The sequence below is a fragment of the Halobacillus mangrovi genome (assembly GCF_002097535.1).
Classification (GTDB): domain Bacteria; phylum Bacillota; class Bacilli; order Bacillales; family Halobacillaceae; genus Halobacillus; species Halobacillus mangrovi_A.
Map to the genome: position 1 here is coordinate 2,358,983 of NZ_CP020772.1, position 15,353 is coordinate 2,374,335.

13 protein-coding genes are annotated in these 15,353 nt (G+C 41.6%); all 13 read right to left on the bottom strand.

The genetic code is table 11. The features are described 5' to 3' along the window. Positions 1 to 8: 8 nt before the first annotated feature. Positions 9 to 725, bottom strand: a complete 717-nt coding sequence (ymfI, locus tag HM131_RS11585; protein WP_085029909.1) for an elongation factor P 5-aminopentanone reductase — start codon at positions 723 to 725, stop codon at positions 9 to 11. Continuing rightward, entirely contained in the window at positions 722 to 2,011 is a 1,290-nt protein-coding gene (gene yfmH / locus HM131_RS11590; RefSeq protein WP_085029910.1) for an EF-P 5-aminopentanol modification-associated protein YfmH, read from the bottom strand. Before yfmH ends, ymfI begins: the two co-directional genes overlap by 4 nt. Position 2,012: 1 nt before the next feature. After that, the gene (yfmF, locus tag HM131_RS11595; RefSeq protein ID WP_085029911.1) at positions 2,013 to 3,296 is read right to left on the bottom strand and encodes an EF-P 5-aminopentanol modification-associated protein YfmF; all 1,284 of its coding nucleotides are present in this window, start codon (positions 3,294 to 3,296) and stop codon (positions 2,013 to 2,015) included. Between the two features lie 141 nt (positions 3,297 to 3,437). Continuing rightward, positions 3,438 to 4,397, bottom strand: coding sequence for an ABC transporter permease (locus tag HM131_RS11600; protein WP_085029912.1), 960 nt, complete (start codon positions 4,395 to 4,397; stop codon positions 3,438 to 3,440). Then, entirely contained in the window at positions 4,398 to 5,444 is a 1,047-nt protein-coding gene (locus HM131_RS11605) for an ABC transporter permease (RefSeq protein ID WP_085029913.1), read from the bottom strand. Then, positions 5,445 to 6,971, bottom strand: coding sequence for an ABC transporter ATP-binding protein (locus HM131_RS11610; RefSeq protein WP_085029914.1), 1,527 nt, complete (start codon positions 6,969 to 6,971; stop codon positions 5,445 to 5,447). It lies immediately after the preceding gene. Positions 6,972 to 7,125: 154 nt separating this feature from the next. Next, positions 7,126 to 8,253, bottom strand: coding sequence for a BMP family lipoprotein (locus HM131_RS11615; RefSeq protein ID WP_232324771.1), 1,128 nt, complete (start codon positions 8,251 to 8,253; stop codon positions 7,126 to 7,128). Between the two features lie 112 nt (positions 8,254 to 8,365). Next, entirely contained in the window at positions 8,366 to 9,091 is a 726-nt protein-coding gene (locus HM131_RS11620; RefSeq protein WP_085029916.1) for a GntR family transcriptional regulator, read from the bottom strand. A 288-nt stretch (positions 9,092 to 9,379) separates the two neighbouring features. Next, on the bottom strand, positions 9,380 to 11,692 hold the full coding sequence (locus HM131_RS11625; protein WP_085029917.1) for a DNA translocase FtsK: 2,313 nt from the start codon (positions 11,690 to 11,692) through the stop codon (positions 9,380 to 9,382). A 160-nt stretch (positions 11,693 to 11,852) separates the two neighbouring features. Continuing rightward, positions 11,853 to 12,056 carry a YlzJ-like family protein gene (locus HM131_RS11630; RefSeq protein WP_085029918.1) on the bottom strand — a complete coding sequence of 68 codons (204 nt, stop codon included), beginning with the start codon at positions 12,054 to 12,056 and terminating at the stop codon, positions 11,853 to 11,855. Continuing rightward, positions 12,053 to 12,787 (bottom strand): ClpP family protease, encoded by a 735-nt coding sequence (locus tag HM131_RS11635; protein ID WP_085029919.1) that lies wholly within the window; start codon positions 12,785 to 12,787, stop codon positions 12,053 to 12,055. The genes HM131_RS11630 and HM131_RS11635 overlap by 4 nt, the downstream gene beginning before the upstream one ends. A 448-nt stretch (positions 12,788 to 13,235) precedes the next feature. Next, the gene (dapA, locus tag HM131_RS11640; protein WP_085029920.1) at positions 13,236 to 14,105 is read right to left on the bottom strand and encodes a 4-hydroxy-tetrahydrodipicolinate synthase; all 870 of its coding nucleotides are present in this window, start codon (positions 14,103 to 14,105) and stop codon (positions 13,236 to 13,238) included. Then, positions 14,102 to 15,343, bottom strand: coding sequence for an aspartate kinase (gene dapG, locus HM131_RS11645; protein ID WP_085029921.1), 1,242 nt, complete (start codon positions 15,341 to 15,343; stop codon positions 14,102 to 14,104). Before dapG ends, dapA begins: the two co-directional genes overlap by 4 nt. Positions 15,344 to 15,353: the final 10 nt, after the last annotated feature.

Sequence of the window (15,353 nt, forward strand, 5' to 3'; positions counted from 1 at the left end):
CAAATTTATCACCAGCCTCCATTAACTTTTAATGAGTGGCCTGTAATATAGCTTGATTGTTCACTTAATAAAAAGCATACAGCATCTGCGACCTCACGAGTCGTACCGGAACGCCCAAGTGGTATATCTTCTTCAAGAACGCGTAATTCCTCTACATCCAGCTCAAGATTCATTTTAGTATTAATTAACCCAGGGGTGATCGCGTTGACACGAATTCCACTAGGAGCGACTTCCTTTGCTAGTCCTTTAACAAATCCTAATTGAGAAGCCTTTACAGAACTATAGGCAACTTCCATGCTCGCACCTTCTTCGCCGAAGATGGAAGAAATCAATACAATGTTTCCTCGTTTCATCCTAATCATGGCTGGGAGCAGATGTCGTGTAATCATCCAGGGCGCTTTTGTATGCACATGATACAAAGCATCCATGTCTTCCTCGTTCATATCTTGAAACAACCCTTTCCACAGGTGACCTCCTGAAAAAACGATAGCATCCCACGAATTTGGAAGAATAGATAAAAACTCACGAATTCCTTCTGAAGATCCGAGATCACCTTGATAGGCCCCTTCCCACTGGTCAGTTGGAATTTGACTTTTAAGATCTTCAATAGCAAGATAATTGGAATAAAATTGGACACCGACACGATAACCAGCTTCTGCAAGCCTTTTAACAATAGCCGCCCCAATTTCCCCACTTGCTCCAATAACTAGACAACGTTTACTCATGATGCCTGAGGTTTCACCTGAAACACGGAAATAGCTTCTTCTTTAATCCAATGCTGCAAATACTCATCAGCATCTTTTGTACTTAATGATTCAATGACAGGCAAGACATCAAATAGGTCGACTCCAAGTGTATGATAATGAGTGAATTGGTTCGCAATAAACTCGAGTGAATTTAATGCTCGCATGAATTGACCGATTTTTTTCCGCTTCATGCGTGTGAAATCCTCTTCCGAGATGCTTTCAGCTTTCAATTCATGAAGCATCTCTTTCACACGTTTTGCCATTTCATCAGGCTTTCTGGAGTCTCCCCCTATGATGGTAAAACCAAATTGTCGATCAAGCTCTGTTTCAAATTGAAAGCTGTCATCAATTAAGTCTTCTTTGTAAAGTTCTTCATAAAACTTACCGCTTTTAGAGAAGTAATAATCAAGAATCATTCCCGATAACAACTCTGCACGCAGCAATTCTTCACCTGAAAGTTCACCAACATTTTCTTTTACCCCGACCATTGCCTTGGCCGTAGTGACGGGCATCTTTATAGAATTCTCTTTTTTTGAAACGGCAGTCGGTTCATCAGGATATGACCGATTGATCTCAGGTGCTTCTGGGAACTCTTTTCCTGCCTGATTCTCTCGTATTAGTTTCATCATTGCTTCAGGCTCAAAATTACCTGCCACGAATAAAACCATATTGGAGGGGTGGTAAAATGTCTCGTAACAAGTGTATAAGTCATCCTTTGTGATCTTTTGAATAGAATCTACCGTTCCAGCAATATCGACTTTTACAGGATGGTTATGGTACAAGCTTTGAATCGTTCCAAAGAAAGAACGCCAATCTGGCTGATCATCATACATGCGGATTTCTTGAGCGATAATTCCCTTTTCTTTTTCAACAGATTCTTCACTGAAGTATGGATTTTGAACAAAGTCAATCAGTGTTTCTACATTTTTTTCTATTTGACTCGTTGCAGAAAACAAATAAGCGGTTTTCGTAAATGAAGTGAAAGCGTTAGCTGATGCCCCGAGCTTTGTAAAGTCTTGGAACACATCTCTGTCTTCTTTTTCAAAGAGTTTATGCTCAAGAAAGTGCGCGATACCTTCAGGGACAGTCACTTTTTCATTTTTACCAATAGGAGTGAAAGTCTGGTCGATTGAACCATAATTGGTTGTGAAGATTCCAAATGTCTTTGCCATTTCAGGCTTCGACAGTAAAAAAACTTTTAATCCATTATCCATCGTTTCCTGATATACTTTCTCGTTTAATTGCTGATATACTAATTCTTCCACTTTATTCCCCTCCTTCTTTGCTCGTTAAGAAGTAGATCGTGTCCAATTCTATCTTGTTCGCAATATCAATTACGTCTTGTTTGTTAACTTTTCGAATGTGATCGATGAGGTCCCCGGCTGGCATCTCCGCTCCTGAAATCATTTGATGATAAAGCACTTCAATTAGACCATTGGCATTATCCATTGTTTCCTGAAGCTGATTAATGACCTGTTCTTTTGTTTCGTTTACTTGTTCTTCTGTAAAATCTCCATTTTTCATGGCATCCATTTGTTCTAAAATAATGGATTTGGCTTGATCGAAGTCGTTAGGGTCGATACCGCTGAAAACAAGTAATAACCCTTTATGGCTTTCAAAGCGGGAAGCGGCATAATAAGCAAGACTGTGTTTTTCACGAACGTTCATAAATAGCTTCGAACTAGGAAATCCTCCGAAAATACCGTTAAAAATCTGAAGGGCATAATAATCATTGTCCCCAAATTTCGTGTAGGTCCGATATCCTATATGAAGCTTCCCTTGATTAACTTCTTCTTTTTCTACGATTTCGTTAACTTTGTCTACATCTTTCACTACGGAGACTTGATCATTATCTGCGTTTCCGCTTTCTTTTCTAGTGAAAAATTGATCCGCCATTTTTTCGATGAATGCTTCATCAACATCACCGATTACATATACATCGAGCATATCTTTAGCAATCATAGAACGATAATAATCGTATAATTTTTCTGGTGTAATCGCTTTCATGTCTTCTAGGTATCCATGGACATGGAGGGAGTATGGTTCCCCTTGACACATATGATCCATCAACCTGAGGTTCGCATAACTCATTTTATCGTCTTTAATTGAAGTGATTTTCTGTTCAAGCGTTTGCTTTTCACGGTTGACAATGTCAGAGTCAAAGCCATCTCCATCAACTTTAGGATCAAACAATACTTCATTGAAAAGTTTCAAAGCCTCTTCTAAAATGGGCTCCTGATCGTTTAGATAAGCTTCATTAACTACTTCCATCCTGAAGCTGATGACGTGATTCTCCCCTTTTTTAGATCCATCACTCGACAAAGCTGTTCCGTATAAGTTTTCAAGAGCAGATTGTAACGAGCGGACATTGGGATGGTTATTCGTCGCTTTCTGAAGGACGTGGGGCAAAAGAGCCCTTTCTGTAATCCCTTCACGTTTCAACGGCGCTTTAAATTTTGCTACGATTGAAATTGTTTTATATTTTTTACTAGGTAGAATATGTAATCGATAACCCTGTTTATCGAATAATTTCTCTTCGGTAATCTTCATGTTCCATCCTCCTTGTCTATTTATTTTCTATTATAGACCCACATTGGTGTATTCATCCATATGAGCTATATCTTATGCTAAGGTATATGTTTCAAAAAGTAAAAAAATAAGACCCGGTTTTATAACACCGGGTCTTATTGATTAACGGTTTCCTTTTACATAGGCTTCACCTAAAGACTTAGGAGCCTCGGCCCGGCCAATAAATCCAGCTAAAGCTAGAATCGTCAGCACATAAGGAGCAATTAATAAGAAAATCTGCGGAACATCCTCTAGGAGCGGTATGCTCGAACCGACAATACTCAAACTCTGTGCGAAACCAAAGAAAATGGCTGCACCAAGAGCTCCTAACGGATGCCATTTTCCAAAGATGACAGCCGCGAGGGACATAAATCCTTGACCGACAATTGTCGCATGGGAGAAGTTTAAGGCAATTGTCAACGCAAACACAGAACCGCCAAGACCGCCGAGTGCACCTGAGATCATAACAGCAACATATCTCATTCCATAAACATTGATTCCATTCGTATCTGCTGCCATCGGGTGTTCTCCAACGGAACGCAGTCGCAGGCCGAAGGATGTTTTATAAATGATGAACCAGGCAAAGAACGCCAAAGCGATGGCCAGGTAAGACGTGATATACATTCCTGAGAAGAACAAGTCACCCAGGATAGGGATTTTGCTTAGGACAGGGACGTCCGTCGTGTAGAAAGGACGCTCTACCATATCCGTTTGGCCCTTATCGTACCACTGTTTAGTTAAGAATAAACCAATCCCCAAAGCCAAAAAGTTAATTGCCACTCCACTTACTACTTGGTCTGCTCTAAATGTAATCGAAGCTACAGCATGGACGAGCGCAAAAAAAGCTGATAAAGCCATTGCGACCAAAATAGATACCCATGGAGTCGCACTTCCAAATGTCTCGTAGAAGGTCAAGTTAAAGACGATTCCAATGAACGCTCCCATAACCATAAGACCCTCAAGTCCAATGTTAATGATCCCAGAACGTTCACTGAACACACCTCCTAAGGCTGTAAAAATCAGAGGGGATGCAAAAAACAGTGCCTGTGGAATGATGGATGCTAAAACGTCAATAAACCCCATTTATTTCCCCTCCTTTTTGAAACGCAAAATAATCCAACGGATCATATAACTAGAGGCCACAAAGAATATAATAAGTGCGATTACGATTTCAACGAGCTCTGTTGGAACACCTGCTGCTGTAGGCATGTTCAATGCACCTATTTTCAGCGTACCAAACAAGAAAGCAGCTAGAACGACTCCTAAAGCAGTGTTCGCACCTAACAGGGCTACAGCAATCCCGTCAAAGCCTATATTCGTAAAACCAGATTTTACTGACATATATCCAAATGTCCCCAGACCTTCCATTGCTCCGGCAAGACCGGCAAAAGCTCCTGAAATGACCATGGCTAAAACGATGTTTTTACCTACACTCATACCTGCGTATTCGGAGGCATGTTGGTTAAACCCCACAGAGCGAAGTTCAAATCCTCTTGTTGTCTTATTAAGGAAAAACCACATAAGAAGGGCCATAAATAAAGCAATAAGTAACCCCCAGTGGAGTCTCGAATAGAACGTCATACCAGCTAACCACTCGGAGGCGAGAGAAGCAGTCGCCGGAATTCTTTCCGTCTGATCCTCTCCATCCGTGATTACATTTCGGACAATTTCATTCGAGACATAAAGTGCAATGTAGTTCATCATAATGGTAACAATAACCTCATGGACGCCAAGTTTAGCTTTCAATATCCCAGGAATAAATCCCCAGAAAGCTCCTGCAAGCGCTGCAACAAGGATCGCCAGCGGAAGGTGAATTAATCCAGGTAAATCAAAGGCTACTCCAACCCACACGGAAGCGAGCCAACCCACAAACACTTGTCCTTCTACTCCTATGTTTAAAAGCCCAGTCCTTAATGCAAAAGCTACAGCTAAACCTGAAAGGATATAGGGAGTGACTTGTCTTAGGGTTTCTCCGAAGAAATAGGCGTCTCCAAAAGCGCCATTCCATAAAGCGGCATATCCTTCAACAGGGTTGTATCCAAAAGCGACCATGATGATAGCTCCAGAAAGCAACCCTAATACAACCGAAATGATCGGAATAAGAATATTTACTGTACGATTGGCAAACATCTATTGGCCACCTGCTTTCTGGTCAATATTTCCAGCCATCAATAAACCTAAATCTTGCTCATTGGTCTCTTCCGGCTTCACTTGGGCAACGATTTTCCCATCAAACATGACGGCAATACGGTCACTAAGATTCATAATTTCTTCCAGCTCAAAAGAAAGCAGAAGAACCGCACGGCCTTTATCACGTTCTTCGATCAGCTTCTTATGAATGAATTCAATTGCACCTACATCCAAACCCCTTGTAGGCTGTGCAGCAATAATTAAGTCTGGGGAACGATCTACTTCTCGCCCGATAATCGCCTTCTGCTGATTTCCCCCTGACAACGATCGTGCCTTTGTAAAAACGTCTGGCGTTCGCACATCATATTCTTCTATCAGTTCCTTGGCTTTTTTATAGATGTTTTTAAAGTTCATTACACCTTTTTTAGAGAATGGTTCCTGATAATAACTTTGAAGAACCATGTTCTCCCCGATCGGAAAATCAAGCACAAGTCCAAATTTATGGCGATCTTGAGGAATGTGAGAAACTCCTGCCTCTGTGACTTTTCTAGGAGTTAAGTTAGTGATGACCTTTTCATGAAGCTGGATCGTGCCTGAATCGGTTTTTCTTAGTCCTGCAATGGCTTCAATGAGTTCGGACTGACCATTTCCGTCTACACCCGCAATTCCAACTATTTCACCAGCACGTACCTCAAGGTTAAGCCCCTTGACCATTTCCACTCCCCGTACATCCTTTACACGAAGGTCTTTAATGGACAAGTAGGTTTCCTTAGGAACTGCCGGTGTTTTCTCAGTAGAGAAGCTGACTTCACGGCCAACCATTAAAGAAGCAAGTTCAGTCGGGTTTGTTTCAGATACATCCAGGGTACCAATGCCTTGACCCTTACGAATAACAGTACAACGATCGCAAACTTCCATGATTTCCTTCAATTTATGAGTAATCAGAATGATAGATTTACCTTCTTTGACCAAGCTCTTCATAATGTCGATCAGTTCTTTAATCTCTTGTGGAGTTAGGACCGCTGTCGGTTCGTCAAAAATTAGGATTTCCGCGCCACGGTATAGCGTTTTCAAAATTTCCACTCTCTGCTGCATTCCAACTGAAATATCACGGATTTTTGCTTTCGGGTCTACATTTAATCCGTAGCGTTCGGAAAGTTCTTTTACTTCTTTCTCTGCCCGCTTAATATCGACTGTCAATCCTTTTTTAGGTTCACTTCCAAGCACAATATTTTCTGTAACAGTAAACGTATCCACAAGCATAAAATGCTGGTGGACCATACCGATGCCTAGCGCGTTTGCAACATTAGGATCGGTGATGTTTGCTTTTTCACCTCTAACTCTTATCTCTCCTTTTTCCGGCTGATAGAGACCAAACAATACGTTCATCAAGGTTGATTTCCCTGCTCCATTTTCTCCGAGCAAGGCATGGATTTCTCCCTTTTTCACTTGAAGGTTGATGTTGTCATTTGCGACAATACCCGGAAATTCTTTACGAATATTGAGCATCTCAATCACATAATCCATTCGTCTCCCACACTCCCCTGGTTGTCTTCTTTTTCCATAAATCCGTACTCTTGAAAAAATCATCAAATGAAGAGGGCCGGAAGATAAGCTCTTCATTTGATGATTTTCTTATAGTGTAAAAGAAGGCCGGCTTATTACCAGCCTTCCCGTCAACTTATAGAGAGTCTAAATACCCTTCAAGATCTTCTCTAGTACTTGGTACGTCAATATCACCGTTAACGATTTTTTGCTTCCATTCTTCAATCGCACCAATAATATCTTCATTTAGAGCCTCTTCATTTGTACGAGCAATGCTGATCGCATCATCATCTAGACCGTACTCAAGAACTTCCCCACCAGGGAACTCTCCGTTCATTGCCTGTGCAGCTACGTCTTTTACAGCAACATCTACACGTTTGACCATAGAAGTAAGAGTTACGTTTGTATCACCAATGGCACCTTCTTCATATTGATCTCGGTCTACACCGATTACCCAGACATTTTCGTCAGGATTGTTCTTTTTAAGGTCTTTTGCCTGGGCAAAGACACCGTTACCTGTTGCACCAGAGGCATGGTAAATGACATCGATCCCTTTAGAGTACATATTAGAAGCGATCAATTTTCCTTTATCAGCAGCAGCAAAACTTTCAGCATATTGGACATCCACTTGAATATCAGCATTTACAGACTTCACACCTGCCACAAAACCTGATTCAAACTTCTTAATCAAGTCACCTTCAACTCCACCAACGAATCCAATTTGATTGGATTTGGTTTTCTTAGCAGCAGCTACACCAGCAAGAAATGATCCTTGGTGCTCTTTAAACGTGATACTCGCAACATTATCGCCTTCAGCTACTGAGTCAACAATCGCGAAATTAGTCTCAGGATATTGACCTGCCACCTCTTCAATTGCCGGCTGTAGTAAGTATCCAATTCCAAAAATTAAGTTATAGTCTTGACGGACTAAACGGTTCAGGTTCGTTGTATAATCCGCATCACTTTCTGATTGCGCGTAATCGAATCCTTCCCCTTTGCTAAGACCGTTTTCCTCACCGAAGGCTTGCAGCCCTTCCCATGCAGATTGGTTGAATGATTTGTCATCAACTCCACCAACGTCTGTTACCATGGCCACTGAAAAGTCTCCGTTACCGCCCTCTTCAGCATTTTGATCGTTGTTGCCTGAATCATTTGAACCTCCACTTGTTTCTCCTCCATCATCAGAAGATCCGCAAGCTCCTAACACCAAACCAATAGTTAAAAGTAATGCAAAAACTAAAAGAAAACGACGATTTTTTAACAAAACCATTACCCCCTAAGTTTGTTGAATATCAGGTCTTTCCAGCAACTAATCATTCCACTTCTAATATGACCGGCCTCACCCCCTAAAAATATTCCTTTGCAAATGTAAGCCCTTACACTCTTTTTCTTAAAACATGAAAGCTGAATTTGTCAGCTCGAAAATAGTTGTTTGAAAATATGACAGGAACATCGTCTTGTGTGTAGTGCATCTGCTTTAATAAAAGTAAGGCTTGCTCAGGTTCGCAATTTAGAATTGGGGAAATTCTTTCGTGGTAGCCAATAGGTTCGATATGGGTAACAGCATAGCTGATCGTCTCCCCTGTATAGCTTTCAAATATTTGAAAAAGTGAATCGGCTTCTTTTACATGATCAAGCGGGATAAGCCCTTCTGGAATTTTATCCACACAGTAGACAACAGGCTGGTCATCCGCTGTCCTTACCCTTTCAAGCTTTGCCAATCCATGTAGATGTTCATCAGAAAACCTTCTTCTGTCCTCTTCCGTTGACTCTACGAGGTCTGCAGAAAGATACTGTGATCCAGGCTTCATTCCAGAGCTTAAAATCATTCCGGTTACACTATCAAGCTCTTCAATGCCAGAAGTAAACAGTGGTTTAGGGTTTACAAATGTACCTACACCATGCCTACGAGTAACTACCCCTTCTTCCTCTAATATTCTCAAAGCTTCTCTTAGGGTAGCTCTTGAAACTCCTAAGGATTTTGAAAGTTGAAATTCGGAAGGCAGTTTTTGCTTTTCCAAATAGATACCGTTTTCAATATCACGTTTTATCTGCTCAATCACCTGTAAATATAGGTGACGAGTATCTTGTCTAATCGACATTTCGTTCACTCCAACTCTATTAAGCTATCATCAGAGATCTGACATCTGACGTTCGACACATCACATTTCGAGAATAATATAACACTATTCTCTGAATAAATAAATAGAATTAGGACATTTTTCTATTTTTTATTACAAAAGTGTTAAGAGTATTACAGAAATATTTACAAATAACAGGACTTGAGACCCCGAAACATACTGTGAAATGTTATAAAAATGAACTTTTGACTAAAAAGAAGAGACTACTGCCTAAACAGTAGCCTCTATCATTAGTACCCTGCCCAAATGCTATCCAGAAGATTGCTCTTCTGTAACTTGAGATACAAGAACAGACCTCGGTTTACTTCCTTCGTATGGACCTACAATTCCGTTATCCTCCATTGCATCGATCAATCTGGCCGCTCTTGTGTACCCTACCCGAAATCTACGCTGAATCATGGATACACTAGCGCTTTGCATTTCAATGACCATTTGAACAGCTTCTGGATATAGATCGTCATCAACTTCCTGCTTCACTTCGCTCTCTTCCTCAGGAATCATTTCCTCCTGATATTGCGCACGTTGCTGCTCAACACAGAAGTTAACGACCCGTTCGACCTCATCATCGCTCAAAAAGGCTCCCTGGACTCGGGTTGGTTTGTTAGCACCTACAGGAGTAAACAGCATATCCCCTCTCCCAAGAAGCTTCTCTGCTCCTCCAGAATCCAAGATGGTTCTTGAATCTGTCTGAGAGGAAACACTAAAGGCAATTCTGGACGGAATATTCGCCTTAATAACCCCTGTGATAACGTCTACTGAAGGTCTTTGAGTTGCGATAATCAAGTGAATACCAGCAGCTCGGGCCATTTGCGCCAGTCTAGTGATTGCATCTTCCACTTCGTTAGAAGCTACCATCATAAGATCAGCTAATTCGTCTACTAAGACAACAATATATGGAAGTTGAGGCTGTGTATCATCATTTTCCTTATTATGTTTTTTCACATACTCATTATAACTTTCGATATTCCTTGTCCCTGTTTCTGAAAAGAGATCATATCTGCGCTCCATTTCTGAAACGACTTTTTTCAGGGCACGCGATGCTTTTTTCGGATCCGTTACAACAGGCGCAAGCAGATGAGGAATACCGTTATAAACGTTCAGCTCAACTTTTTTGGGATCTATCATCATCATTTTCACTTCATGCGGCTTTGCGCGCATTAATATACTTGTGATAATTCCATTGATACACACACTTTTACCACTTCCGGTCGCACCAGCCACTAGAAGATGCGGCATCTTGTTCAATTCAGACATTACAGCTTCTCCGGAAATATCCCGACCCAGGGCGAAGCTTAATTTAGATTCAGGATTTGATTTACCTGTTTCTAACACTTCTCTGAGCGAAACCATTGAGACTTCCTGATTCGGTACTTCAATCCCTACTGCAGACTTACCAGGAATCGGAGCTTCAATCCGTATGTCTTTTGCAGCTAAAGCAAGTGCCAAATCGTCATTTAAATTAACAATTTTACTTACCTTTACCCCTACGTCTGGATACACTTCGTATTTCGTAACCGCAGGTCCTACGTGAACTTTTGTGACTTTTGCTTTTACACCGAAACTCTGGAACGTCTTCTCAAGCTTTCTAACGGTCGCTTGAATGTGGGACCTCCCTTGACTCTGTGGGCTGGAAGTTGGTTCGTCCAATAACTCATACCCTGGGAGTTGGTAATCAAAGTTCTCAAGTTCAGCTGTTGGCATCGACTTCTCTAAGCTGGTTTCTTCCTCTTCTGAATGAATAGAACTATCGGCACTCTTTTGGGATGAAGTTGTTCCAGGTTGTCCTTCACTCGAGTAAGCATGGTCTGTGAAATCCTGAATGATCGGTTCTGCTGTATCATACGAATCTTCTGATTCAGTGGAATCGCTGATCTCGAGGACAGTCGTTTCCTCTGCGTCCTCTGTTATGTCTTTTCTACGTTCTGTTTTTTTATCCCTCATTCGTGTAAGTTGCTCTTTTCCAAGAGCTTTTAGTCTCACTCCGAGTTTGGAGAACAACTCTCCAATCGACCATTCACTGACAAAGATTATACCAACTATGAAGAGGAAAAAGGAGACAATGGCTGCTCCTACCCCTGAAAAGAGATAGTAAGTGATGGATAGCAAAAAAGCTCCTGCCAACCCTCCACCGATGCTATAAAAGGAAATATCTCCTCTCATCATAGTCGTGATTCTGTCCCAGGTAAGGCCGAGAATCGAACCATTTCCTGCTGCTAACTCATCCGATAAAGTCTCTAAGTGTGTAAAAAGGAGCAAGGCCGTGATGATAATATAAATACCAATAAGCCGCTTATGTAGGAATGTTGGCCATTTCCTTTTCACCATTAAATAAATGCCAAGTACGAGAAAGAAGATCGAAGCAATAAAATACCAGACCCCAAATAAAAACTGCCACAATCTCTCAAGGCCACCTGGAATCGCGCCATCGCTTATGGCTGAAGCCCCGCTTCCGAATACAGCTATGAATAAAAAGAAAAGTCCAAGCAATTCAAACTTGACTTGCTCCTTGAATCCAGACTTTTTCTTATTCGATTTGGACTTGGATTTGCGCTTTCTAGCCATATAAGTAAACACCTCCGTAATAAAGAGTTACAGTCAATCGTTCTGATCAATAGTTGAACTGAAAACAGAAGGATGCCGATTGCCTCTTCCTATTAAGAAGAAAACAAACTCGACATCCTGACTGACAGTTGTCTTTATTATACCACAGCTTACTGAGGTGTTACGAGTCCAACCATTGTCCCGGTTGTAATTGAGGATCCATATAGTGTGAGGGATCTGTTGAAAGGACTTGAACGATCTGTTTTCGTCCATCCCCCATATCCCTGCATTTTATTGGACAATTTTTGTGCTGCTGATAGGTAATTTCTCCACTTTCCTGAGAAGGAAATATATCATGTTCACTGAGTGGGGTATATAAAATCATTGGACCACCTGATTCTCATTGCCTTTGCTTGCTTCAATCATTTCATTTAATTTTTCCATCGCTTCCTTCACGCCTCCAACTGCATTGATCAATCCATGATCGACAGCCTGTTGGCCAACGACGTTCGTTCCTATATCTCTAGTTAGATTCCCTTTTGCAAACATAAGCTCTTTGAACTTTTCTTCTTCTACATCTGAATGTCTTGTTACAAAATTGACAACACGCTCTTGCATTTTATCCATATATTCAAACGTTTGAGGTACCCCTATCACAAGCCCGGTCATGCGGATTGGGTGAATTGTCATCGTAGCTGTTTCGACGATGAATGAATAGTCTGCGGAAACAGCGATAGGCACCCCTATTGAATGCCCTCCTCCAAGTACGATGGATACGGTAGGCTTCGAAAGTGAAGCAATCATCTCAGAGATAGCCAATCCTGCCTCAACATCGCCTCCCACCGTGTTCAATAACACAACTAATCCTTCAATTTTAGGGTTTTGCTCGATTGCGATCAGTTGAGGGATGAGATGTTCATATTTGGTCGTTTTGTTTTGGGAAGGAAGCTGTACGTGCCCCTCCACTTGGCCGATCACAGGTAAGACATGAATATTTGAATCTGCAGGCTGCGGGACATTTGTTTGTCCTAATTGCTGAATCTTATCAACTAAAGAGGACTTTGACTGGTCTTTATCTTGTCCTTTATCTTGCCCTTGAGATGAATCGTCTTTCATAGATGAGAACTCCTTTCGCTCTTTTACCGTAGTATGACTCAGCGAAGGATGTATCATACAAAGATTTACCAAAGCACTTTGTTTTGATAAGGTTCGAGGCTTTTATATCAATGATGGTGGGTGGGAAAACGACTCGCTTTCCGAGGGCATGTACTGAGCCTCCTCATACTTCGTCTTCCAAGGTCTCATTAAATGTCCACCCCACAGGAGCCTCGACGTTTTCCTATCCTCCATAAATTAGGATAAAACTCGAAACATTCATAAAAGATGGAAGGTATTAACGAATAATGATGTGGTTCATTCGTATTCCAGCTGCTTTTTCTGCCATCAATGGGCAGATTTTATCGAGAAAAATTTTAATAAACTCTTGCCCCACAAGATCTCGGAATCGAGTGTTTCAGAATTGAAATAAATCAAAAACCGGTGATAACTCACCGGTTTTGATTTATTATAGACCATCCATTAAGTTTTGAATAAAAGCTTCTTCATCTACAGTTAAAGATACAAGCGGTAAACGTACTCCTCCTGTATCAAGACCTTTCATTTTCAATGCGGCTTTTACCGGGGTGGGAGATGGAGCGCTGAACATTCCGTTGAAAATAGGGAGTAATTTACGATGGAGACTAGCGGCCTCTTTTACTTTTCCTGCTTCATAAAGAGTAAGCATTTCCTGCATTTCATTTCCAATCACGTGTGCAGAAACAGATATGATACCATTTGCTCCGATCACATAGGAAGGAAGAGTGAGATTATCGTCCCCGCTATACAAACTGAAATGCTCATCTGTTTGCTGAATGATTTCCGCCATACTATCCAGGTCACCTGTTGCTTCTTTTACAGAAACAACATTCGGAATTTTTGCTAGCTCGATAATGGTTTGAGGTTCAATGCGTACGACCGAACGTCCAGGTACATTGTAAATCATAACTGGTATCCGCAAGGAAGCGGCTATTGTTTTAAAATGTTCGTACATTCCTCTTTGACTTGGTTTATTATAATAAGGGGCTACGAGCATGACCGCGTCTACCCCTGCATTCTCTGCTTTATTTGCAAGTGTGATGGAAGCTTCCGTACTATTGCTTCCCGCACCTGCAATAACTGGCGCACGACCATTCACTGTTTTAACAACGTGCTTCCATAGGGCTACTTTTTCTTCTACGCAGAGCGTTGGTGATTCACCCGTTGTTCCTGTAACCACCAAACCATCAGATCCATTGGCAAGTAAATACTCAACTAAAACCGTCGTCTTATTAAAATCAACGTTTCCATGGTGGTCAAAAGGGGTAACCATGGCTGTTAAGACTTTCCCGAAATTCATGTAAGTGTTTCCCCTTTCAGAACTTCCTTATTCAATTCGAATGCATCATGAAGGGCGTTAACTGCCTGAACAAGGTCCGTTTCCTTTATCAGCACCCATATGGTGGTGTGTGAATCTGCTGATTGAAGAATTTGTATCCCGGAGTCGGTCAAGGATTGAACAATTGTGGCGGTTACCCCAGGCAAGCCTGATATCCCTGCTCCTACGGTGGATACTTTCGCACATCCTTCTTTTATTTCAGGTTCGTATCCGAGGTCTTTTAAAATGCGGGTAGCTTTTTCAGTGAAAATAGAGTCAATTGTATAAACGACTCCACTAGGAGATATGTTGATGAAGTCTACTGATATATTAGCAGATGCCATGGATTTAAATACATCAGATTGCAGTTTTGAAGGATCTTCTTTTGACTGAACCTTGATTTGAGTGAGTCCTAAGATATGGGCAATACCCGTAACAGTCCTGTCGGAAATATCCTTTCCGAGATTGCCGTCTTTCGTACCTGAAACAAGGGTACCTGGCAGATCAGAATAGGTGGAACGAACCCTGATCGGAACTTTAGCGTACATCGCGATCTCTACAGCACGCGGATGAATCACTTTAGCACCCTGGTATGCCAAATTGCAAATTTCATTATACGTTATAACATTGAGGGGACGGGCGGACTCGACTAATCGCGGGTCCGCTGTCATAATTCCCTCTACATCTGTGAAAATGTCTATATATTCCGCAGACAGAGCTGCTCCTAAAGCAGCTGCTGTCGTATCACTTCCTCCACGGCCAATCGTAGTGGTTTCCCCTTTTTGTGTATGACCCTGGAAACCAGCAACGACGACGACATCATACGTTTCGAGCTCATGAAGGATTCTTGAAGGATTCATATGAATAATCTTAGCCTTCGTAAAATCATCTGTGGTAAGAAAACCAGCTTGTGCTCCTGTAAGCGAGACCGAAGGGATGCCTTCTCTTGAAAGCTCATGAGAGAAAACAATCGATGAAATTGTCTCACCACAGGACATCAGGAGATCCTGTTCCCTTGGTGACACGTTCATATTAGGAAAATCAATGAGCCCCAGCAACGTATCTGTTGCATATGGACTCCCTTTTCTTCCCATAGCAGAAACAGTGACGACGACTTTGTAACCATCATTCAAAGCTTTTTTTACATGAGTAATCGCCCGAGATCTGCTTTCAGTATCCCGGACGGAGGTTCCTCCAAACTTTTGAACAAGAAGCTTCATTAGGCCACCT

Coding starts and splice junctions, on each gene's coding strand:
- ymfI (WP_085029909.1), bottom strand. CDS start 725: ATGAGTAAACGTTGTCTAGTTATTGGAGCAAGTGGGGAAATTGGGGCG.
- yfmF (WP_085029911.1), bottom strand. CDS start 3,296: ATGAAGATTACCGAAGAGAAATTATTCGATAAACAGGGTTATCGATTA.
- HM131_RS11600 (WP_085029912.1), bottom strand. CDS start 4,397: ATGGGGTTTATTGACGTTTTAGCATCCATCATTCCACAGGCACTGTTT.
- HM131_RS11605 (WP_085029913.1), bottom strand. CDS start 5,444: ATGTTTGCCAATCGTACAGTAAATATTCTTATTCCGATCATTTCGGTT.
- HM131_RS11610 (WP_085029914.1), bottom strand. CDS start 6,971: ATGGATTATGTGATTGAGATGCTCAATATTCGTAAAGAATTTCCGGGT.
- HM131_RS11620 (WP_085029916.1), bottom strand. CDS start 9,091: ATGTCGATTAGACAAGATACTCGTCACCTATATTTACAGGTGATTGAG.
- HM131_RS11625 (WP_085029917.1), bottom strand. CDS start 11,692: ATGGCTAGAAAGCGCAAATCCAAGTCCAAATCGAATAAGAAAAAGTCT.
- HM131_RS11630 (WP_085029918.1), bottom strand. CDS start 12,056: ATGATTTTATATACCCCACTCAGTGAACATGATATATTTCCTTCTCAG.
- HM131_RS11635 (WP_085029919.1), bottom strand. CDS start 12,787: ATGAAAGACGATTCATCTCAAGGGCAAGATAAAGGACAAGATAAAGAC.
- dapA (WP_085029920.1), bottom strand. CDS start 14,105: ATGAATTTCGGGAAAGTCTTAACAGCCATGGTTACCCCTTTTGACCAC.
- dapG (WP_085029921.1), bottom strand. CDS start 15,343: ATGAAGCTTCTTGTTCAAAAGTTTGGAGGAACCTCCGTCCGGGATACT.